This window comes from Nocardiopsis dassonvillei subsp. dassonvillei DSM 43111, from assembly GCF_000092985.1.
GTDB lineage: Bacteria > Actinomycetota > Actinomycetes > Streptosporangiales > Streptosporangiaceae > Nocardiopsis > Nocardiopsis dassonvillei.
In genome coordinates, this window is sequence record NC_014210.1 from 1,010,444 (window position 1) to 1,031,555 (window position 21,112).

Sequence of the window (21,112 nt, forward strand, 5' to 3'; positions counted from 1 at the left end):
TCCAGTCCATCCGAGCCCACACGGCCCGACCCCCGAGCCGTTCCACCCGTGGGGTCCCCACTCCCGCGGCCGGGCTCCCACCTTCTCGGTGGGGTCCCCACTCCCGCCGGTGCGGTTCCCACCTCCATGACCGTTCCCGCCCTACGATTCCAAGAAGACATGCTGAGAATCCTTCGCCCCATGGTCTCCCGGGTCACCACTCCGCTCGGCCGGAGTCTGGCCCGCCTCGGCCTCACACCGAACATCGTCACCATCGTCGGCGCCCTCGGCGTCGTCGTCAGCGCCCTGTTCTTCTATCCGCAGGGACAGCTGTACGCCGGGTCGGTCGTCGTCACGGTCTTCGTGCTCTTCGACATGCTCGACGGGGCCGTGGCCAGGGCCCGCGACAGCGCCAGCGCGTTCGGCGCCTTCCTCGACTCCAGCCTCGACCGGGTGGCCGACGCCGCCATCCTCTCCGGGCTCCTGTGGTGGTTCATCGGCGAGGGAGACGACCCCCTGCTCGCCGGACTCACCCTCTTCTGCCTGGTCAGCGGTTTCATGGTGTCCTACATCAAGGCGCGCGCCGAGGGGCTGGGCGTCAACTGCGACGTCGGCGTCGCCGAGCGCACCGAGCGCCTGGTGGTCATCCTCGTCGCCGTGGGCCTCGGCGGCCTGGACGTGCCCTACGCGCTCGCGGGCGGTCTGTGGCTGCTGGCCGCGATGAGCCTGCTCACCGTCCTCCAGCGCCTGGTGGAGACCCGCGCCCGCCTCAACGACCCCGACTACGTCGAGGGCGCCGCGGGGACCGGCGAAGCCAACGGCGGAGCCTGAGCGCACGAGGGGACGGCGCAAAGGGCAGAACGGGAAACGGGGACACGACGTGGACGAACGCACGGCCGACCTGGCCTACACGGCGGGGTGGGCGATGATCCGCCGCACGCCCGAGAGCGCGGGGCGGGCGCTGTTCCGACGCCTGGCCGACCGCTCCTGGCGCGCCCACGACGAGAGCACGCGCGGCCTGGAGCGCAACCTGAGGCGCCTGGTCGGCCCCGGGGCCACGGACGCCCAGCTGCGCGCGCTCTCCCGCGCGGGAATGCGCTCCTACATGCGCTACTACTACGAGATGTTCCGCCTCCCGGCGATGGGTGAGGAGTACGTCCTGGGCCGGACCCGCGCCACCGGGATCGAGGTCCTGGAGGAGCACGTCCGGTCGGGCCGCGGTGTGGTCGCCGCCCTGCCCCACATGGGCAACTGGGACCACGCCGGGGCCTGGATCGCCCTGAGGGGCACCCCCCTGACCACCGTCGCGCAGCGGCTGCGCCCCGAGAGCCTGTTCCAGCGCTTCACCGCCTACCGGGAGTCCCTGGGCATGGAGGTGCTGCCGCTGACCGGAGGCTCGAACACCGTGGGCACCCTGGCCCGGCGGCTGCGCGGGGGCGGACTGGTGTGCCTGCTCGCCGACCGCGACATCAGCGGCACCGGCCTGGAGGTGGACTTCTTCGGGGAGCGTGCGCGCGTGCCCGCCGGGCCCGCCGCGCTGGCCCTCAACACCGGCGCGGCCCTGATGCCGGTCTCGCTGTGGTACGACGGCCCGTACTGGAACATCCGGGTCCACGACGAGATCCCCGTCTCCGGGGGAGCCACCCGCGCCGAGCGGGTCCAGGCCACGACCCAGGAGCTGGTCCGCGTCTTCGAGGGGGCGATCGCCGAGCACCCCGAGGACTGGCACATGCTCCAGCCGGTGTTCAGCGCCGACCACGCGCGTGTCTCGCGCGGCCGCGGAGCCGACGGCGGCGTTCCGGCCCCGGTCGCCGCCGACCGCGCGCGCGTCCCGCGAGGGGCGACCGCGGAGACCGCTGTGCCCGCGGTGACGGACGAGAGCACCGCGTCGGGAGGGGCGGGCGACGGCACCGCGCCGGGTGGCGCTGTCCGGGAGGACCCGGTCGGCGGCACGGTACCGGACGAGGGTGCGCCGGGAGGGGCGGGCGACGCAACCGCACCGGGCACTCGGGGCGGGTTCACCGCGGCGAACGGGGTAGGGGCCCCTCAAGGCAGCGGGGCGAGGCCCCCCGGACGAGACGAACGGAACGGGTGACCGTGGGCATGCGGGTCGGCCTGGTCTGCCCCTACGCCTGGGACGTCCCGGGCGGGGTGCAGCAGCACGTCGGCGACCTCGCCGAGGCGCTCACCGGCATGGGGCACGAGGTGTCGGTACTGGCGCCGGTGGGCGACGCGGACACCGGCGCCCTGCCGGACTACCTCGTTCCCGCCGGAAGACCGGTCCCGGTGCCCTACAACGGATCGGTGGCCCGGCTCACCTTCGGCCCCAGGGCCGCCTCGCGGGTGCGCCGGTGGATCGCCGAGGGCGGGTTCGACGTCCTGCACATCCACGAGCCGTCCGCGCCGAGCGTCTCGCTGCTGGCGTGCTGGGCGGCCGACGGCCCCGTGGTGGCCACCTTCCACACCGCCAACCCCCGGTCGCGGGCGATGGCGGTGAGCTCCCCGGCGCTGCGTTCGGCCATGGAGAAGATCAACGGCCGCATCGCCGTGTCCGAGGCCGCCAGGCGCACCCTGGTCGAACACCTGGGCGGCGACGCCGTGCTCATCCCCAACGGGGTCGCGGTGCGCAGGTTCGCGCACGCAGACCCCCTGCCCGGCTGGCCGGGGGAGGGCGGCTCGATCGGCTTCCTGGGACGCCTGGACGAGCCCCGCAAGGGGCTGGGCGTCCTTCTGGAGGCCTTCGTGCTCATGGCCCCCGAACGCCCCGGCCTGCGCCTGATGGTGGCCGGGCCCGGCGACGCCTCGGCGGCGATGGAGGCCGTCCCCGGGCACCTGCGCGAACGCGTCGTGCTGCTCGGACGCCTGGACGACGCCGACAAGGCCCGCGCCTACCACTCCGCCGACGTGTTCTGCGCGCCCAACCTGGGCGGTGAGAGCTTCGGCATCGTGCTGACCGAGGCTATGGCCTCCGGCGCGGCCATCGTGGCCAGCGACATCCCCGCCTTCGCCGCGGTCCTGGACGGCGGGGCCGCCGGGGAGCTGTTCGCCGCGGGTGACCCCGCCCACCTGGCCGAACGTGCCGGTGCGCTGTTGGAGGCACCCGCGAGGCGTGCCGAGCTCTCTCGCGCCGCCCGCCGCGCGGTGCGCGCCTACGACTGGGACACCGTGGCCGCCGACGTCGCCCACGTCTACCGGACCGTCCTGCTGTGGGACGGGAACGGGGACGGGGGCGGCCACTCCGGCGGGGTGGGTCTGGACGGCGGGCCCCGGGCCACCGCCCTGCTGCGCCGGGGGACGACGTGACCGCGGAACGGGGTGAGCGGCCCTGACCGAGGACGTCCTCTTCGCCGCCACCGTCGTCGGCATCCTCCTGGCCCTGGTGCTGTTCGGCTTCTACCTCTCCTGGCGGGCCACCCGCCTGCACCGCCTGCACCACCGGGTCGACACCGCCCGCGCGGCCCTGGAGGCCGCGCTGGAGCGGCGCCTGGCCGCCGCGTCGGCGCTGGCCGCCGCCGACGGCACCGACGCCACGCGCGCCCTGCCCGGGGCCGCCGAGGCCGCCCGCGGGGCGCGCGACCGGCAACGCGAGCTGGCCGAGAGCGCGCTCTCGCGCACGCTGCGCGCGGCACTGGAATCTCCGGGTCCCGCTGAGCGTTCCAACATGCTGCGGCCCCACCTGATCGAGGTGGAGGCCGCCGCCAAGGGCGTCCACATGGCCCGCACGTTCTACAACGGCGCGGTCTCCGACACCCGCCGCGCCCGCCGTTCCCGGCTCGTCCGGACGTTCCGCCTGGCGGGCACGGCGCCCCTGCCGGACTTCTTCGAGATCGACGACCAGCCGCCGCGGATCCCGCTTCTCCCCGTCGGCCCCGACACCCCGTAGATACGGGACCCGGGAAAACACCGATCTGGCCAAAACCCTCGAAAGGGGGTGGAAGTAGGATGGGGGGCTGGTCGACCAGGGTGCGCGGCGCCGACGGTGTCCGCGTACCGCCGCGTGGGGCCGCCGACTCCGCTGCCCGAGAGCAGCCCTCAGCAGAACCGAGACAACGGGAGTCCACCACCGTGGCCAACAACGCACCGAACACCTCCGACAACGCCGTCGGCACCGAGCGTGTCAAGCGCGGCATGGCCGAGCAGCTCAAGAACGGCGTCATCATGGACGTCGTCACGCCCGAGCAGGCCAAGATCGCCGAGGACGCCGGAGCCGTCGCGGTCATGGCCCTGGAGCGCGTCCCCGCCGACATCCGCAGGGACGGCGGTGTCGCCCGCATGTCCGACCCCGACATGATCGACGGCATCGTCGAGGCCGTCTCCATCCCGGTCATGGCCAAGGTCCGCATCGGCCACTTCGTCGAGGCCCAGGTCCTGGAGTCGCTCGGCGTCGACTTCATCGACGAGTCCGAGGTCCTCACCCCGGCCGACGAGGCCTACCACATCGACAAGTGGGCCTTCACCGTCCCCTTCGTGTGCGGGGCGACCAACCTGGGCGAGGCGCTGCGCCGCATCGGCGAGGGCGCGGCCATGATCCGTTCCAAGGGTGAGGCCGGGACCGGCAACGTCGTCGAGGCCACCCGCCACATGCGTTCCATCCGCGGCGAGATCCGGCGCCTGGGCACCCTGGACGAGGCCGAGCTGTTCGGCGCGGCCAAGGAGCTGCGCGCCCCCTACGAGGTCGTGAAGGAGGTGGCGGCGCTGGGCAGGCTCCCCGTCCCGCTGTTCTCCGCCGGAGGCGTGGCCACCCCGGCCGACGCCGCGCTCATGCGCCAGCTCGGCGCCGAGAGCGTGTTCGTGGGCTCGGGCATCTTCAAGTCCGGCGACCCGGCCAAGCGCGCCGACGCCATCGTGCAGGCCACCCTGCACTACGAGGACCCCGCGGTCATCGCGCGCGTGTCCCGCGGTCTGGGCGAGGCCATGGTCGGCATCAACCTGGACGAGCTGTCCGACTCCCAGCGCTACGCCGGCCGCGGCTGGTAGCCGCCGCCCGGCGGACGCCTCCCGCGCCCGTCGTGCGGGCGGCGGGGCCGGGCGCGGCCCCGCCGCCCGCACACGGCAGAACACGAGCCTACGTCCACGAGTGAGGCCGTACTTGACCGCCACACCCACCATCGGCGTCCTCGCCCTCCAGGGCGACGTCGCCGAACACCTGCGCGCGCTCCAGGCACTGGACGCGCACACCGTCAAGGTGCTCTCCCCCGACCAGCTCGACGCCCTGGACGGGCTGGTCATCCCCGGCGGGGAGTCCACCACCATGTCCAAGCTGGCCGTCCGCTACGGCCTGATGGAACCGCTGCGCAAGCGGATCGCCGCGGGGATGCCCGCCTACGGCACGTGCGCCGGGATGATCATGCTCGCCGACCGCATCCTGGGCGGGACCGCCGACCAGCAGACCGTCGGCGGGATCGACATGACGGTGCGCCGCAACGCGTTCGGACGCCAGACCGAGTCCTTCGAGGCCGCCGTGGACATCGACGGCCTGGAGGGCGACCCCTTCGACGCGGTGTTCATCCGCGCGCCCTGGGTGGAGTCGGTCGGGCCCGGGGTCGAGGTGCTCGGCGCAGTGCCCGGCCCCGACGAGGCCGGTAGGATCGTCGCCGTACGGCAGGGCGGCCTGATGGCCACGTCCTTCCATCCCGAACTGACCGGCGACACGCGCATCCACCGCCTCTTCGTCGACATCGTGAAAGGACATTCATGAGCGGCCACTCCAAGTGGGCCACCACCAAGCACAAGAAAGCCGTCATCGATGCCAAGCGCGGCAAGCTCTTCGCCAAGCTGATCAAGAACATCGAGGTGGCCGCGCGTACCGGCGGTGGAGACCCCGACGGGAACCCCACGCTCTACGACGCCATCCAGAAGGCGCGCAAGAACTCCGTGCCGCTCGACAACATCGAGCGCGCCCGCAAGCGCGGCTCCGGCGAGGAGGCGGGCGGCGCCGAGTGGCAGACCATCATGTACGAGGGCTACGCCGCCGGTGGCGTAGCCCTGCTGGTGGAGTGCCTGACCGACAACCGCAACCGTGCCGCCTCCGAGGTGCGCGTGGCCGTGTCCCGCAACGGCGGCAACATGGCCGACGCCGGTTCGGTCTCCTACCTCTTCAACCGCAAGGGCGTCGTCATCGTGCCCAAGGAGGGCACCACCGAGGACGACGTGACCCTGGCGGTGCTGGAGGCCGGCGCCGAGGAGGTCGAGGACCTGGGCGAATCCTTCGAGATCGTCTGCGAGGCCACCGACCTGGTCGCCGTGCGCACCGCGCTCCAGGAGGCGGGCATCGAGTACGACTCCGCCGAATCCAGCTTCCTGCCGACCATGGAGGTCCCGGTCGACGCCGAGACCGCCAAGAAGGTCATGCGGGTGGTGGACGCGCTGGAGGACTCCGACGACGTGCAGAACGTCTTCACCAACGCCGACATCCCCGACGAGGTCATGGCCGAGATCAGCTGACCCTCCGGTCAGGCGACCTCCCGCAGCAGGTCGCGCACGCGCGCGGGCGCCTCGTGGAGTGCGAGGTGGCCCGCGCTCGCGATCGTGCGCACGTCGGTGCCCAGCAGTCTGCGCACCGCGCCGCGCAGCAGCGAGGGTGTGAAGACGCGGTCGTGGGCTCCGGTGGCCACCGTGACGGGGGTGCCCGACCAGTCCCGGAAGTCCTCGCCCCGCAGTATGCCCGGGACCGGGCTGGGGCGGCAGTGCCGCCCGACCAGGGTCGCCCACTCCGTGAGCGGGTGGGTCGCGCCGCCCGCGGCGACGGGCCCGCTGAGCAGGCCCAGGAGCCGCGAACTGGTCCGCTCACCCGGTGAGAGCCGCCAGGAGAACGTGGCGCGCAGCCTCTCGCCGTCCATGACCGGGGCGGCCAGGCCCGCCGGACCGACCAGCACGAGCCCCGCCACCAGCGGTGAGGGCATCGCCGCCAGGGCGGCCGCGGCGCCCGTCGAGTGCCCGAGCAGGATCACCGGTTCGGTGGTGACCTGGGGTAACAGCGCGTCCAGCCAGGCGCCGTAGGCGTCCGCCCGGCCGAGCAGGGGGCGCCGGGAGTCGCTCGTGCCCGGGTGTCCGGGCAGGTCGGCCAGGAGCACGGTCCGGTCGGCGCGCAGCACCCGCGCGGTCGCGACCAGGTTCGCCGACCCCAGGAGGGCCCCGGACAGCAGCAGGACGGGGGTCCCCGGCCCGCCCGGGAGGACGTGCACCCGCGTGGCGCGTCCGGCGGCGGTCACCGCCCCCGGCGAGCGCAGGTCGCGGGCGCCGCCCAGTGCGCGCTCGCACCAGGAGCGCACCGCGATCTCACCGGCGTCGGACCGGTAGATCCGGGTGAGGGACAGCGTGGACATCGTTCACCTTCTCGGGACAGGGGCGTCCCCGCCGGAGAGCCGGGACGCGGGGATGGGCGCGCGGGAACCCCGTGCGCGAGGGTCTGGCGGCACCGTTGACACCCCTGGACGGAGGCGCCTGGGCAGGCACCCCGTGCCCGGGGCCGGGCGCCCGTACGGCACAACCGCCTCCGCGTGACGTCGGACTCCCGCGAGCTGAGGCCGGTGGGCGGGCGGGCCCGTCCACCGGCTCCGCGTTCGGTGTCCGCGCACGGAAGGGCCGGTGCCCCTCGGGGGCACCGGCGCCGACAGCGGGGGTTTCAGCGCAGCGGGTCGAGCGCCTCCAGCGCGCCCGGGCGGACGCCGGTCGCGATCTGCTCGGCCAGGAGGCCGCCGGTGACCGGGCCGTGCGTGAGCCCCCACATGCCGTGGCCGCCCGCGACGAAGACGCCGGGGGTGCGGGTGGCCCCCACCAGGGGCACACCGTCGGAGGTGACCGGCCTGGGCCCCACCCAGGCGTCGGTGCGCTCCTGCCAGCGCACCCCCCTGAGGTAGGGGGTGGCCGAGCGCTCGATGGCCTCGACCCGGCGCGGGTCGAGCGCGTCGTCGGGACCCCGGAACTCCATCGTTCCGGCGACCCGCAACGCCCCCTGGTAGGGGGTGCACGCCACGCGGGCCTCCGGCAGGTAGACGGGGCCGGGCACCGGCTCGTCGGTGGGGACGGTGAAGGAGTAGCCCCTCCCGGCGCGGACCCGGGCGCGCACGCCGTGCTCGGCGGCCAGCCGGTCGAACCAGGCGCCCGTGCACACCGCGACCGCGTCGGAGCGCAGCCGCTCGCCGTCGCCGGAGACGGTGACGACCGCGCCGCCCTCCCGGTGGACGCCGACCGCCTCGAACCCGGTGCGCACCCGACCGCCGCGCTCGCGCACCGAGGCCGCCAGGTTGCGGACGAGGGCGCCGGGGTCCACGTGGCGCTGCCCGTCCAGGCGCACCGCCGCCCCCACGGCCCCCGAGGCGTGGGGGAGGACCTCGCGGACCGCCGCCCCGGTGAGGGCGGTGTGGCCGACGTCCAGCCCCGAGGCCGTGATCCGGTCCAGCTCGCGCAGGAGCGCGACGGCCGAACGCGGGGACCGGAACAGCGCGGTGACGGGCGCGGAGACCTCGGTGGTCTCCACACCGCCCTTGGCCAGGACGTCGAAGGCGTCCAGGGCCCCGGTGTTGAGGGGCAGGTTGGCGCGTACGGCCCTCTCCCAGGCGTCCCAGCGGCAGTGCGCGGCGAAGCGGGCCAGGAACAGCCACAGGTCCGGCGAGGGGGACAGCGGAACCGACAGGGGCGCGTCGCGGTCGAGCAGGGAGCGCAGGCCGTAGCGCAGCACGCCCGGCTCGTTCAGGGGGATGGCCAGGCCCGGAGAGAGCCATCCGGCGTTGCCCCAGGAGGCTCCGGAGCAGACCCCGTCCCGGTCCACGACGGTGACGCGGACGCCGCGTTCCTGGAGGAACCAGGCCGTCGACAGGCCGACCACCCCCGCGCCCACGACCAGCACGTGCTGGACCCCGCCGACACGCCCCACGTCCGCCATCGCGCCTGTTCCCCCTGTTCACCGTGTCCGTCGGTCCCCACCATGCTCGCTTTCCACCGCGGGGGCCTTGTCGGGAAGCGACAATCAGGTGTGGGGTTCCTGTGGCGACCGGACAAAGGAGGCGGCGGGGTCCGCGCCCGGATCAGGGCAGGCGGGAGAGCACCTCGGCGGTGAACTCGTCCGTGCCCGCGCTGCCGCCCAGGTCGGCCGTGCGCACGGGGGAGGAGGCCAGCACGGCGCGGACCGCGTCCATGACCTGCGCGCCCGCCTCGGGGTGGCCCAGGTGGTCGAGCATCATCGACGCCGACCAGATGGCCCCCAGCGGGTTGGCCAGCCCCTTGCCCGCGATGTCGGGCGCCGAGCCGTGCACCGGCTCGAACATCGACGGGTACTCGCGCTCGGGGTTGAGGTTGGCCGACGGAGCCACCCCGATACCGCCCGCCACGGCGGCGGCCAGGTCGCTGAGGATGTCGCCGAACAGGTTCGAGCCCACGATGACGTCGAACCGCGCCGGGTCCAGGACGATCTTGGCGGCCAGGGCGTCGATGTGCTCCTGTTCCCAGGCCACCTCCGGGTGGCGCGCCGCGCGCTCGGCCACCAGCTCGTCCCAGAACGGCATGGTGTGCACGATGCCGTTGGACTTGGTGGCCGAGGTCAGCCTGCCGCCGCGCCGCCCGGCCAGGGCGAAGGCGTGGTCGAGCACCCGTTCCACGCCCATGCGGGTGAACACCGACTCCTGGAGGGCCGCCTCGTACGGGGTGCCCTCGTGGATCCGTCCGCCCACACGCGAGTACTCGCCCTCGTTGTTCTCGCGCACGACCACGAAGTCGACCTCGCCGGGCAGCGCCCGCGCGACCGGGCTGGGCACCCCCTCCAGGACGCTGATCGGCCGCAGGTTGACGTACTGGTGGAAGCCGCGGCGGATGGGGATGAGCAGCCCCCACAGCGACACGTGGTCGGGGACGCCGGGCCATCCCACGGCGCCCAGCAGGACGGCGTCGTGGTGGCGGATCCGGTCCAGGCCGTCGTCGGGCATCATGGCGCCCTCGGCCAGGTAGCGCGCGCAGGACCAGTCGAACTCGTCGTAGGAGAAGGAGAGCGCGTGGTGGGCGCCGATCCGGTCCAGGACGGCCCGGGCGGGCGGCAGGACCTCCTTGCCGATGCCGTCACCGGGGATCGTGGCGACGCGGTAGTGCTTCATGGCGGTGTCCTTCCGTGGGGTGTTCGGGGGCGTTCGGGCTCTGCGGGGCCCTCTTCTTCGTCCTCGTAGGGCCGGTCCGTCTCATCGCGTTGGGGCCGACGGGGCCCGGGCCCGGTCGAGGAGGGCCCGGCCGGGGGGCGGGGAGCCGCGCTCGGACGTCGGCCGGGACCACGCGGTGCCCCCGCGGGGCAGGGGGGACGCGGGAACCGCGCCCGGGGCGTGCTCAGGGCGCGGAGCCCCCGCCCAGGAACGCGCGCAGGTGCCGCGCCGTGGCCTCGGGCGCCTCCTCGGGCACGTAGTGGTCGCAGTCCAGCGCGTGGCCGCGCACGTCGCGGGCGTATCCGCTCCAGGCGTCCGGCACGTCGTAGTGGCGGCCCACGAAGCTGTGCCGTCCCCACAACAGCAGGACAGGGCACTCCAGGCGGCGCCCGGCGTCGGCCCGGTCGTGCTCCAGGTCGATCGAGGCCGCCGCCCGGTAGTCCTCGCAGGAGGCGTGGATCGCGGCCGGGTCGCGGAAGCAGCGCACGTACTCGTCCACGGCGGCGGGTGCGAAGGGGGTGCCGCCGTGGTGGCGGGCGTTCATGCGGGTGCGGACCCAGAAGTCCGGGTCCTGCCCGATGAGGTGCTCGGGGATGCCGTTGCCCGCAGCCAGGAAGAACCAGTGGTGGTACCCGAGGGCGAACTCGGCGTCGGCGTGCTCGAAGGCGTACCGGGTCGGCACGATGTCCAGCGCGCACAGCGCCGTCACCGCCTCCGGGTGGTCCAGGGCGAGGCGGTGGCCGACTCGGCCGCCGCGGTCGTGGCCCGCCACGGCGAAGGAGTCGAAGCCCAGTCCGCGCATGACGAGGTACTGGTCCCGCGCCATGGCCCGCTTGGCGTAGGGGGCGTGCCGCTCGTCGGAGGCGGGCTTGTCGCTGTCCCCGTAACCGCGCAGGTCGGTCATGACCAGCGTGAACCGGTCCGCCAGGAGCGGTGCGACGCGGTGCCAGATCAGGTGCGTCTGCGGGTAGCCGTGCAGCAGCAGGAGCGGGGGGCCGTCCCCGCCCAGACGGACGTTGACGCGCACGCCCCCGGCGTCCACGGTGCGGCGGGCGAATCCGGAGGGGAGGAGGTCGCTCATGACTGGATTCCAGCAGGCCGGGGGCGCGGGCGTCCAAGACCGGATGTCGATATCGTTGATAGGCCCGGCCTATAAGGAGGAGCGGTGGACGTCCGGCAGCTGGAGTACTTCCTGGCCGTGGTCGACCACGGCGGGGTGAACCGGGCGGCCTCGGCCCTGTACCTGTCCCAGCCGTCCCTGTCGCAGGCGGTCCGGGCCCTGGAACGCGACCTGGGCAGCGACCTCTTCCACCGCATCGGCCGCCGTGTAGTGCTGACCGGGGCGGGACGCGCGCTGGTCGAGCCCGCCCGGGAGGCGGTGCGCGCCCTGGAGCTGGCCCGCTCGGCGGTCGAGTCGGTGCGGGAGCTGCGCGGCGGACGGGTGGACGTGGCCGTGCTGCCCACCCAGGCGATCGAGCCGCTGACCGGCCTGGTGGCGGGCTTCACCCGGCGCCACCCGGAGGTGTCGGTGTCGGTCCGCAGTGCGCTGACCACGCGCGACGCCGTGGAGATGGTGCGCACCGGCGCCTGCGAACTCGGTGTGGTGGCCACCTCCGAGCCCTTCGCGCGGACGGGGGTGCGCGCCCATCCGCTGGTGCGCCAGAGCTTCGTGCTGCTCGCCCCGCCCGACGGGCCCTTCAGCGCGGGGGAACCCGTGCGCGCCCAGCGGCTGGAAGGGCAGCGGTTGATCGTGGGACAGCACGGTTCGGGCATGCGACGGTTCGTCGACGAACTGGTCGCGGGCGGCCTGGACGCCCGGGTCGCCGTGGAGAGCGAGCACCGGGTGTCCCTCCTGCCGCTGGTGCTGGGCGGGGCCGGGATCGCGGTGGTCACCGACGCCTGGCGGGACCTGGCCGAGCGGGCCGGGGCGCTGGTGCTGGACCTGGAGCCCACCGGCCACCTGTACGTGTCCCTGGTCAGCAGGAGGGGGCCGCTCACCGCGGCGGCGGAGGCGTTCGTGGCCCACGCGGTGGACTGGTCCGCGGGGGCGGACCCGGGCCACGCGGGCGGACCCGGGAGCGACGTCCTCACCGGGGGTTCGGGCTGATCAGCCCTTCGGGGCCGACGGTTTGAGGCCGCCCGGGCCGAAATCCGACGCGTCGACCCCGAAACCGTGCCGGCGCAGTACCGCCACCGCGTCGTCCAGGAACTGGCGGCCGGTGGTGAGGCCGCGATCACCCACGCTGTTCGGCCTGAGGCTGTGGCACCGCTTCCTCTCGTCGTCGTTGTGGACGAACAGGACCGCGTTCCCGGGGATGTTCGACGCTCGGGCGCTCAGCCGACCATGTCGAAGGCGGAGACCACCCTGGTCGGGCGCAGCCGCACCGCGAGCTCGCCGGGCACGCCGTTGCGCCGCCCGAACTCCTCGGCCCGCTCGGGCCCCATGTAGCGGCGGGCGATCGCGGTGGCGGTGCGCACCAGCTCGTCGGGGTCCTCGGACACGACGGCCTCGCCCTGCACCTGCACGAAGGCGTACGGCGGTTCGGGCAGGTCCACGGTGAGCGCCACCCTGGGGTCGCGCGCGATGGACCGGCCCTTCGCGGTGGAGGCGCCGGTGTTGAAGACGATGTCGCCGTCCTCGACGACGAACCACACCGGTGCCGCCAGCGGCCGTCCGTCCGAGGCGGTGTAGGCGAGCATCCCGGTGCGGGTGCCCTGGAGCAGGAAGTCGCGGACCCGGGGGTCGGAGAGAGAAGTCACGGCCCCACGCTAGTGCGCGGGTCCCGGTCCCTCCAGGAGGACGCGGCGCCGGGGTGCCCGCGTGTCGGCGCGACCCCGCGTATCGGTACGATCCGCGCAACACGGACGTCCGCCGCGGGCGGTCGGACACGGGAGAGGGTTGCCATGGGCGGGGTCGTGCCGGACGACGGGACGTGGCGGATCGGCGCCCGTGAGGGCGTCGCGCTCTCGGCGCGCTGGTGGAAGTGGGTGTGGTCGGCGCCGGAGGGGTGCGATCCGGTCCGCGACGCCACCGGCGAGCACGCGGCCCGCAACCAGCCGGACGACCTGTGGTTCCTCGCCGGTACCTACGGGGGCAGGGTCGTGCGCCGGTGCGAGGTGCCCACGGGACGCCCCCTGTTCTTCCCGGTGTTCAACATGCAGTTCCCCTTCGAGTACTCCAGGGAGCCGGTGGCCATGCCGGTCGCGCGGGCCGACGCGCACCTCAACGGCGTCGCGCTGCCGCTGGAGGAGTTCCAGGGGGTGTTCCGCAGCCCCCTGTGGGTCCGCAGGCACAGCTGGGGGCTGTGGGGCGCGGTCTCGCCCCTGAGCCCCGGCGGGTACGTGCTGGAGATCAGGGCGGACGACGGGCAGGGCTTCCGGGTGGACACCACCTACCACCTGACCGTCGTCTAGACGCGCGGGACGGCGCGACGAGGGCCGCGCCACGACGGCCGGGCACGCTGCCCGCACCGTTCGGCGCGCGGATCCCGCCGGGCCCATGCCGCAGGGCGGGCGGGGACAGCCCCCGTGATCTGGGCCGTTTCCGGTACCGCCGCCCGCCGGGGGTACCGGACGGCGGCGGAGAAGCGCACCAGGCCGTCGCCGGTCCCGCCGCCCGCCGGAGCGGACCTCGGTGGGCGGTCAGACACGGGACGGAACGCGGGCGTCGGCGCGGGTCGGCCCCGAGAACACCGCCTCCAGGGGCAGACCCAGCTCCTCGCCGACGGCCTCGGCGGGGGAGCCGGGCGCGGGGGCGAGTACGGGCCGCGCCGCCAGCAGGGCGCGGGCCAGGCGCTCCTGCCGGTCCAGGCGCGCCGCGGCGTCCGCCAGGGCCGCGCCCGTCACGGCGGCGCCCGGCCCGCTGGGCGCGGGGGCCGGCGCGGGGAGCGGTTCCAGGCCGGACCCGTCCGGCGAGGTGTAGCCCGTGCACCAGCGCAGCCGCCCGCCCGCCCGCGCGGGGGCGTCGGCGTGCGTGACCACCAGCGAGTCCACCCCGCCGGTGGCGGCGAGCGCGTACCGGTGCGCCACCGCGTCGAAGTGCCCGACCCGGAACGCCCCCTGCCACGGGTGCGCGCCGTTGTGCGCCTCGGCCAGTACCGCGCCCAGCTCCGGGTCCTCGGCCACGAGCGGGCCCGCGCCGTGCCGGGTGGTGTAGGTGCGCACCACACCGATCCGGCGGGCGTCGCCGGGGCGCCCGGCCTCGGCCAGGAGCGCGAGCGGGTTCGCGGTGGTCGTCGTGGACCAGGTGGTGTACGGGTGGAACCCGTGCCACTCGTCCAACAGCACCCCCTGCGCCCCCTCGAACACCACGGGGGAGCGGTCGAGCAGCCGGGGCAGGTAATCCTCGTCCACCAACCGCACCCGCCGCGCGAAGGCCAGGTAGGCCTCCACGCACTCCTCGACGTCCGGCTCGGTCTCGGGCCGGGCCCCGGCACCGCGGTTCGGGGCCGCGCTGGACCCTGCCACCGCGCCGCAGGCCGTCGTCGGCCCGGTTCCGGCCGCGGTGTCCCCGACACCGGGGTCGGGGGCCGCGCCCGGGGGCTCCAGGGCGCGGCGCACCGCGTGCAGGTGGTCGGCCAGGCGGCGCAGCTTGCGGCGCAGCGCGTCCGGCCGCGCGCAGTCGCCGGCGGTGGGCGCGTCCTCGGGGCGGGCCAGCGCGTAGGCCACGGTCTCGCCCACCCCCATCCCGCAGGAGCCGTGCCGGGCCTCGCCCCGCGCCCGCTCCCGCGCCTGGTTGGCCGCCCGGTGCCACGGCGTGCTGATCAGCGCCCGGCGGTCCACGGTGACCAGCGCGAACGGGTCGGCCACGCCGAGCGAGGCCAGGTGCCCGGCCTCGGCGGCCAGGGCGAAGGGGTCCACCACCATCAGCCGCGACAGGTGCGTGGGCACCGGGCCGCCGGGGGCCAGCGTGCCCGCGCCGAACTGGGCGAACGTGTGGTGGCGGCCGTCGGGGGTCACCACGTTGTGCGCGGCCTGGGCGCCACCGTTGGCGCGCACGACGGCGCCGAAGCGCCGCCGCGCGCACAGCAGGTCGACCGTCACGCCCTTGCCCGCGTCGCCGAACCCCAGGTCGACGACGACGGCGTTCCCGTCGGCCCACGGGGCGGTCGCGCCGGTCACAGCCGGTCCACCCCGCCCGCGTCGGCCGGGCCGCCGAGCCCGATCGGGGTGTCGGCCACGACCATGGAGCCGCGGCTCTCGGACAGCGTCCGCAGCGCCCTGCCCACCGCCTCGCCCGCGTCGGAGCCCGCCTCGGCCAGGTCGGCCAGGCCCTTCTCCAGGTCGATGGCCTCCTCGGCGAGTCCGACGGTGACCGCGATGGTCTCCGACACCGCGTCGAGGTCGTCCAGGTAGATGACGTTCTGGCCCAGCTGGGTGTCCCAGAAGCCGCGCACCTTGTCGTTGTGGTAGTGGCCGCTGCCGGTCGGCATGATGAAGTACACCTCGAAGCTGCGCCGCAGCTCGGCCAGGATCCGCGGGAAGGGGATGTCCTCGGTGAGGTCGTCGCCGATCACCTCGCGCACCTCCCGCGCCTTGACCGCCCCGTAGGCCATCTCGTCGCCGATGACGAAGAGGTGGCCGCGCCGTCCGCGCTTCTCCAGGCAGTCCATGGAGGTGTGCCTGGCCATGAAGTACATGGCCAGCTCGTAGGACTCCATCACCTGGCCGCCACCGCCGCCCTCCAGCAGGATGTTGCCCAGGTCGTCCTCCAGTTCGTTGCCTGACTCGAACTGCCCCACCTGGAGCGGGGCCCGGTCGCACGTGGCGTCGCCGATCGCGCCGAAGAGGATCTGCGGGTCCTGCACGTACCCCTTGCGCAGCAGCAGGCCGAACAGGTCGGGCAGCTTGGTCTGCAGCACGCGCGGCACGTTGCGCATGGACCCGGTGACGTCGAAGAGCACCGAGATGGCCAGCGACTCGGGGTGTTCGGCGGAGTCGCGGCTCTCGCGCACGCCCACCCCGTGGGGGTCGAGGCTGTCGTGGACCCGCCAGGCACTGCGCGGGGTCGAGGCGAGCACGTCGTCGGTGTAGCCGAAGCTGCTGGAGCCGACGGAGGCGTTGTAGGCCTGACGCGCGTGGTAGGCGTCGGTGGACCAGTTGCTGCTTCCCATGGGGTTCTCCTCGGGAGACGGGGCGGGCGGATGGGGCCGCCGGGGTCGGGGGCGGGGGACGGTGGTCGGGGAGGGGGTTCAGACCTCGGCGGCCGGTGCCGGGTCCGGCATGGTGAAGGGGCGGAACCGGCGCGGCCCGTAGAGGCGTTCCAGCACGTCGTCCAGTTCGCAGAGCAGGGCGAACCCGTCGCGGGGCCGCCGCTCTGGGGCGGGCAGGGTGCAGCCGCGCGCGAAGGAACGCAGCTGCGGGGGCAGGCGGCCCGCGGTGACGTACTCCACGCACCGGGTCGCCATGTGGATGTCGGTCTGGGCCAGCGCGGGGCGGCGGGCGGCCACCTCGGGCGGGTAGAAGTCCGCGCGTCCGGGCACCATCGCCGGGATGTGCGGCGCGGTGCGCGGGGCGTGCGCCGTCACCGAGTAGCACCAGTCGACCAGGACCAGGCCGTGCTCGGCCGGGTGGATCATCACGTGCTCGGGCACGACCGCGCCGTGCACGACCCCCGCCAGGGCGGCGTTGCCGACGGCGACCAGCAGCCGCCGCCACATCCACGCCGCGTCGCGCGGGTCGACGCCGTCGGGGTGGGCGCGGCGCACCTCGGCCAGCGTGTGGAAGCCGTGCAGCCGCCCCAGGACGTTGGCCCGCCGCTCCACGCCGGTGGCGGCGTCGCGGTGCTTGAAGGACTCCACCAGTTCGGGGACGAAGGCCCGGTAGCGCTCGTGGCCGTGCTCCCGGATGCGGCGCAGCGCGGTCGCCTCGGCCTCCAGCAGGTCGTTGTCGCGGGGTGCGCGGGGCAGTTTGAGCACCGCGTCGCGCCACTCCGGCGCCCGGTAGCGCACCGGGTGGAGGTCGGCGACGTCTCCGCGGGCCAGCCGCTCCCGGCCGATCCGGTAGGTGTGCGCGCCGGTGGCCAGGGTGAGGTCGTCCAGACGCAGGTCGCCCGCGGCCATCGCCCGGTACAGGTCCCACAGCTCCGAGAGCCGGGCGAAGGGGCCGGTGCCGCTTCCGGGCGGCGCCGTGTCGGGGTGCAGCGCGCGGGCCAGCTCGCGGTGGCGGGCCGTGGCCGCCGGGGGCACGCCGCCGTCCTCGGGCAGCGGGCCGAACAGTTCCACGGGGTCGCCCGCCAGGGCGACCTGGCGCTCGGCGTCCTCGAAGGCGGGGCCGGTGGCCGTCATCGGGCTCCTCTCGGGGGTCACTGCGTGCTCCGCAGCAGGGGAGGGTGCAGCAGGGCGGCGCCGCCCGCGCGGTAGAGCCGGGCACGCCGTCCGCCGCCCGCGCCGCCGCGCTCGGCGAGTTCCCCGGTGTCCTCCACGAACCCGGGGGCGGCGAGGATCTTGCGGTGGAAGTTGGCCGCGTGCAGGGACTGGCCCCACACGGCCTCGTACACCTCGCGCAGCGCCGTGATGGTGAAGGCGGGCGGCAGGAAGGCCGTGGCCAGCGGGGTGTACTCCAGCTTGGAGCGGGCGCGCTCGACGGCGTCGGCCAGGACGCGGCCGTGGTCGAAGGCCAGGTCGAGTCCGGCGCGGGCGCCGTCGCCGTGGCCGAGGTCGCGCCAGGGGATCCAGGCGGCCTCCTCGGTGTTCCGGCCGGTGTGCGGGTCGGGCAGGTCGGGGGCCAGCAGGACGTAGGCGACCGAGAAGACGCGCATGCGCGGATCCCGGTCCCGGGCGCCGTAGGTGCCCAGCTGCTCCAGGTGCAGCTCGGTGGGCAGCAGGGTCTTCTCCGAGAGCACGCGCAGGGCGGCGTCGGGCAGGTCGGGGTCGGCGGGGCCGTCCGGTCCGTCCTGGGCGCGGACGAACCCGCCCGGCAGCGCCCACCAGCCGCGCTGGGGGTGCGCGGCGCGCCGCGTCAGCAGCACGTGCGGCACGCCCGACCGGATGGTGAGGGCGACGACGTCGACGGTGACCGCGACCGGGGCGAACGCGTGCGGGTCGTAGTCGGCGAGGAACCGGCTCTCGCCCTCCTCGTCGCGCGGGTCGGCCACGTACGCCTCCAGTTGTTCTCACATCGAGTATTTCTCGAACTGAGAGCAACTTAGCACGCGTTCGGCGTCCCGTCCATCCCTTTTCTCCGAAAAGCGCGAAGGCGGCGCGCGGGCCCGGGTCGTGCGGCCGCGCCCGGTCGGGCGGCTACGCTCGCGACGGGGCGGTCCGCGGCCGCGGCGGGTTCCGGCCCGCCGGGCGCCCCCGGGGGCGGACACGCCCGGGCGGGCCGGAGGCGGACGTCGTCGCCCGCCGCTAGCATGTGGGCGAACGGACGTTCGAGAGGGCAGGGGTGAGGCGCGTGCGCGTGTTGGGGATCGACCCCGGGCTGACCCGGTGCGGTGTCGCCGCCGTCGAGGGCGCCATCGGCCGACCGCTCACCCTGCTCGGCGCCGACGCCGTGCGCACCAGCCCCGACACCGACCTGCCCCACCGGCTCGTGGGGATCGAGCGCGGCATCGAGGAGTGGCTGGACCGCTACCAGCCCGACGCCGTCGCCGTCGAGCGCGTCTTCGCCCAGCACAACCTCAGCACCGTCATGGGCACCGCCCAGGCCAGCGGCATCGCCCTGGTCTGCGCCGCCCGCCGCGGCCTGCCCGTGGCCATGCACACCCCCAGTGAGGCCAAGGCCGCCATCACCGGCAACGGCCGCGCCGACAAGGCGCAGGTCGGCACGATGGTGGCGCGTATCCTCGGACTCGACGGACCCCCCAAGCCCGCCGACGCGGCCGACGCCGTCGCCCTGGCCATCTGCCACATCTGGCGCGGCGGGGCCCAGGCCCGCGTCGCCCAGGCCCAGCAGGACTTCGCCCGCAAGGTGGAGCTGGCCCGCCGCACCCGCGGCCGCTAGCGCCCCGCCCCCAGGAAGGAGAGGGGCACCGTCCCCGGTGCCCACACCAGATGATCGCGTTCCTCACCGGCCGGGTGGCCGCACGCGGCGCGGGCACCGCCGTCATCGACGTCGGCGGGGTCGGCATGACCGTGCAGTGCACGCCCTCCGCGCTCTCGCGCCTGCACGTGGGCGAGACCGGGACCGTGGCCACCAGCCTCGTCGTGCGCGAGGAGTCCCTGACCCTGTTCGGGTTCGCCGACGACGACGAGAAGCACCTGTTCGAGCAGCTCCAGACCGCCTCCGGTGTCGGTCCCCGCCTGGCCCTGGCCATGCTCTCCGTCCACAGCCCCTCCAGCCTGCGCCACGCCGTGTCCACCGAGGACACCACCGCCCTCACCCGGGTGCCCGGCATCGGCAAGAAGGGCGCCCAGCGCATCGTCCTGGAACTGCGCGGCAAGCTCGACGCGCCCGTGCTCACCGACGGCACCCTGCCCGGGTCCGAGGCCGCCGGGACCGGCAGCGAGCCCAACGGCGCCTGGCGCGGACAGGTGGTCTCCGGCCTGGTCAACCTCGGCTGGTCGGCCAAGGACGCCGAGGCCGCCGCCTCCGCCGTGGCGGCCGAGGCCGAGCACACCGACGACGTCGCCGTCCTGCTGCGCAGCGCCCTGCGCAGGCTCAGCCGGGCCTAGGAAGGAGGAAACCCCGTGTACGACTTCCACGAGGAAGACCCCCGGGGCTCGGCCCCCGGCGGGCCCCCGCCCTACGAGCGCGACGCGGTCTCGCCCGACGCGGGCACGGACGAGCGCCAGATCGAGGGCGCCCTGCGCCCCCGCGCCCTGGACGAGTTCGTCGGCCAGGAACGCGTGCGCGAACAGCTCTCCCTGGTGCTGCACAGCGCCAAGCGGCGCAACCGGGCGCCCGACCACATCCTCATGTCCGGCGGCCCGGGCCTGGGCAAGACCACCCTGGCCATGATCATCGCCGCCGAGATGGGGGCCCCGCTGCGCATCACCTCGGGCCCGGCCATCGAGCGCTCCGGGGACCTGGCCGCGGTGCTCTCCACCCTCCAGGAGGGCGAGGTGCTCTTCCTGGACGAGATCCACCGCATGGCCCGCCCCGCCGAGGAGATGCTCTACGTCGCGATGGAGGACTTCCGGGTCGACGTCGTGGTCGGCAAGGGCCCCGGCGCCACCGCCATCCCGCTGGACATCGCGCCGTTCACCCTGGTCGGGGCCACCACCCGTGCGGGCATGCTGCCCGCGCCCCTGCGCGACCGCTTCGGATTCACCGCGCACATGGACTTCTACACCCCCCAGGAACTGGAGCTGATCCTCCAGCGCTCGGCGGGTCTGCTCGGCGCGCCCCTGGACGCGGACGCGGCCGTGGAGATCGCCGGGCGCTCGCGCGGCACCCCCCGGATCGCCAACCGGCTGCTGCGCCGGGTGCGCGACTACGCCGAGGTGCGCGGGAACGGGCGGCTGTCGCTGGACACCGCCCGCGCCGCCCTCGACCTCTACGAGGTGGACGAACTGGGCATGGACCGGCTGGACCGCGCCATCCTCGACGTGCTCATGAGGAGGTTCCGCGGCGGCCCGGTCGGCCTGTCCACGCTGGCGGTGTCGGTGGGGGAGGAGGCCGAGACGGTGGAGACCGTCGCCGAGCCCTTCCTGGTCCGCTCCGGCTTCCTGGCCCGCACCCCGCGGGGCCGGGTGGCCACCCCGCAGGCCTGGGCGCACATGGGGCTCACCCCGCCGCCGGACGCGGCCTTCGGCGCGGCGGCGGCCAACGGCGGCGGCGCCGGTAACCCCGCCCCCGCGGGCAACGCGGGTCACAACGGTGCGGCGAGTCCCTGACCAGGGCGTCTGACAGGGAGCCCCGGTCCGGGCACAATGGGTTCCGGCCGCGCGGACCGGGGGCGAACCGTTAACACTCCGATCTCATCCGGTGGGGCAGCGGTGACCCACGCCACGTAAGCTGGGACGAAACAGCCGAGACGGGGCACGACTCCGTACGTGTCGTTGGACACCGGTGGAACGAGTCGGCCCTCTGGCGCGTTGTACGTGCCGGACAGGTCCGGACCACGC

At 74.8% G+C, this 21,112-nt stretch carries 21 protein-coding genes and 1 pseudogene; 12 read left to right on the plus strand and 10 right to left on the minus strand.

Going from position 1 to position 21,112, the window contains the following annotated elements; genetic code table 11:
- The first annotated feature begins 180 nt into the window (after window positions 1-180).
- The 7 genes and pseudogenes from pgsA (at window position 181) to NDAS_RS04115 (ending at window position 6,423) form a co-directional block, all read left to right on the plus strand.
- The gene (gene pgsA / locus NDAS_RS04085) at window positions 181-810 is read left to right on the plus strand and encodes a phosphatidylinositol phosphate synthase (RefSeq protein WP_041552335.1); all 630 of its coding nucleotides are present in this window, start codon (window positions 181-183) and stop codon (window positions 808-810) included.
- 49 nt (window positions 811-859) lie between these two features.
- A pseudogene (locus tag NDAS_RS04090) lies at window positions 860-1,738 on the plus strand (phosphatidylinositol mannoside acyltransferase); the annotation flags it as partial.
- Window positions 1,739-2,070: 332 nt separating this feature from the next.
- The gene (locus NDAS_RS04095) at window positions 2,071-3,282 is read left to right on the plus strand and encodes a glycosyltransferase family 4 protein (RefSeq protein WP_041552337.1); all 1,212 of its coding nucleotides are present in this window, start codon (window positions 2,071-2,073) and stop codon (window positions 3,280-3,282) included.
- A gap of 76 nt (window positions 3,283-3,358) precedes the next feature.
- Window positions 3,359-3,862, plus strand: coding sequence for a hypothetical protein (locus tag NDAS_RS04100; protein ID WP_013151873.1), 504 nt, complete (start codon window positions 3,359-3,361; stop codon window positions 3,860-3,862).
- 182 nt (window positions 3,863-4,044) lie between these two features.
- Window positions 4,045-4,956: a pyridoxal 5'-phosphate synthase lyase subunit PdxS gene (gene pdxS / locus NDAS_RS04105; RefSeq protein ID WP_013151874.1), complete on the plus strand. Its 912-nt coding sequence runs from the start codon at window positions 4,045-4,047 to the stop codon at window positions 4,954-4,956.
- Between the two features lie 112 nt (window positions 4,957-5,068).
- A complete protein-coding gene (gene pdxT, locus NDAS_RS04110; RefSeq protein WP_013151875.1) occupies window positions 5,069-5,677 on the plus strand; it encodes a pyridoxal 5'-phosphate synthase glutaminase subunit PdxT in 609 nt (202 codons plus the stop codon).
- A complete protein-coding gene (locus NDAS_RS04115) occupies window positions 5,674-6,423 on the plus strand; it encodes a YebC/PmpR family DNA-binding transcriptional regulator (RefSeq protein ID WP_013151876.1) in 750 nt (249 codons plus the stop codon). The genes pdxT and NDAS_RS04115 overlap by 4 nt, the downstream gene beginning before the upstream one ends.
- 8 nt (window positions 6,424-6,431) lie before the next feature.
- On the opposite strand, the gene NDAS_RS04120 is transcribed toward NDAS_RS04115, so the two are convergent.
- From NDAS_RS04120 to NDAS_RS04135, 4 genes are all read right to left on the minus strand, one after another.
- Complete coding sequence (locus NDAS_RS04120) at window positions 6,432-7,304, minus strand: alpha/beta fold hydrolase (protein WP_013151877.1); 873 nt, start codon at window positions 7,302-7,304, stop codon at window positions 6,432-6,434.
- A gap of 299 nt (window positions 7,305-7,603) precedes the next feature.
- Window positions 7,604-8,863 (minus strand): NAD(P)/FAD-dependent oxidoreductase, encoded by a 1,260-nt coding sequence (locus NDAS_RS04125; protein ID WP_013151878.1) that lies wholly within the window; start codon window positions 8,861-8,863, stop codon window positions 7,604-7,606.
- A 142-nt stretch (window positions 8,864-9,005) separates the two neighbouring features.
- Window positions 9,006-10,064 (minus strand): tartrate dehydrogenase, encoded by a 1,059-nt coding sequence (locus NDAS_RS04130; RefSeq protein ID WP_013151879.1) that lies wholly within the window; start codon window positions 10,062-10,064, stop codon window positions 9,006-9,008.
- A 223-nt stretch (window positions 10,065-10,287) separates the two neighbouring features.
- Entirely contained in the window at window positions 10,288-11,184 is an 897-nt protein-coding gene (locus NDAS_RS04135; RefSeq protein WP_013151880.1) for an alpha/beta fold hydrolase, read from the minus strand.
- A gap of 84 nt (window positions 11,185-11,268) precedes the next feature.
- Between NDAS_RS04135 and NDAS_RS04140 the strand changes: the two genes are divergently transcribed.
- A complete protein-coding gene (locus tag NDAS_RS04140; protein WP_013151881.1) occupies window positions 11,269-12,210 on the plus strand; it encodes a LysR family transcriptional regulator in 942 nt (313 codons plus the stop codon).
- Here NDAS_RS04140 and NDAS_RS29510 read toward each other — a convergent pair whose 3' ends face one another.
- Entirely contained in the window at window positions 12,211-12,345 is a 135-nt protein-coding gene (locus NDAS_RS29510) for a hypothetical protein (RefSeq protein WP_269473036.1), read from the minus strand.
- A gap of 92 nt (window positions 12,346-12,437) precedes the next feature.
- The gene (locus NDAS_RS04145) at window positions 12,438-12,863 is read right to left on the minus strand and encodes a PPOX class F420-dependent oxidoreductase (RefSeq protein ID WP_013151882.1); all 426 of its coding nucleotides are present in this window, start codon (window positions 12,861-12,863) and stop codon (window positions 12,438-12,440) included.
- Window positions 12,864-13,007: 144 nt separating this feature from the next.
- Between NDAS_RS04145 and NDAS_RS04150 the strand changes: the two genes are divergently transcribed.
- On the plus strand, window positions 13,008-13,517 hold the full coding sequence (locus NDAS_RS04150; protein ID WP_013151883.1) for a hypothetical protein: 510 nt from the start codon (window positions 13,008-13,010) through the stop codon (window positions 13,515-13,517).
- Between the two features lie 228 nt (window positions 13,518-13,745).
- Here NDAS_RS04150 and NDAS_RS04155 read toward each other — a convergent pair whose 3' ends face one another.
- From NDAS_RS04155 to NDAS_RS04170, 4 genes are all read right to left on the minus strand, one after another.
- A complete protein-coding gene (locus tag NDAS_RS04155) occupies window positions 13,746-15,224 on the minus strand; it encodes an adenylosuccinate synthetase (protein ID WP_013151884.1) in 1,479 nt (492 codons plus the stop codon).
- Window positions 15,221-16,216, minus strand: a complete 996-nt coding sequence (locus tag NDAS_RS04160; protein WP_013151885.1) for a hypothetical protein — start codon at window positions 16,214-16,216, stop codon at window positions 15,221-15,223. Before NDAS_RS04160 ends, NDAS_RS04155 begins: the two co-directional genes overlap by 4 nt.
- Before the next feature lie 78 nt (window positions 16,217-16,294).
- Complete coding sequence (locus NDAS_RS04165; RefSeq protein WP_013151886.1) at window positions 16,295-17,389, minus strand: hypothetical protein; 1,095 nt, start codon at window positions 17,387-17,389, stop codon at window positions 16,295-16,297.
- A gap of 17 nt (window positions 17,390-17,406) precedes the next feature.
- Complete coding sequence (locus tag NDAS_RS04170; RefSeq protein WP_013151887.1) at window positions 17,407-18,198, minus strand: NUDIX hydrolase; 792 nt, start codon at window positions 18,196-18,198, stop codon at window positions 17,407-17,409.
- 299 nt (window positions 18,199-18,497) lie between these two features.
- Between NDAS_RS04170 and ruvC the strand changes: the two genes are divergently transcribed.
- The 3 genes from ruvC to ruvB are packed head-to-tail and all read left to right on the plus strand — an operon-like array spanning window position 18,498 to window position 20,881.
- Window positions 18,498-19,046, plus strand: a complete 549-nt coding sequence (gene ruvC, locus NDAS_RS04175) for a crossover junction endodeoxyribonuclease RuvC (protein ID WP_019607009.1) — start codon at window positions 18,498-18,500, stop codon at window positions 19,044-19,046.
- Window positions 19,047-19,096: 50 nt separating this feature from the next.
- A complete protein-coding gene (gene ruvA / locus NDAS_RS04180; protein ID WP_013151889.1) occupies window positions 19,097-19,717 on the plus strand; it encodes a Holliday junction branch migration protein RuvA in 621 nt (206 codons plus the stop codon).
- Window positions 19,718-19,732: 15 nt separating this feature from the next.
- Window positions 19,733-20,881, plus strand: a complete 1,149-nt coding sequence (ruvB, locus tag NDAS_RS04185; protein ID WP_013151890.1) for a Holliday junction branch migration DNA helicase RuvB — start codon at window positions 19,733-19,735, stop codon at window positions 20,879-20,881.
- Window positions 20,882-21,112: the final 231 nt, after the last annotated feature.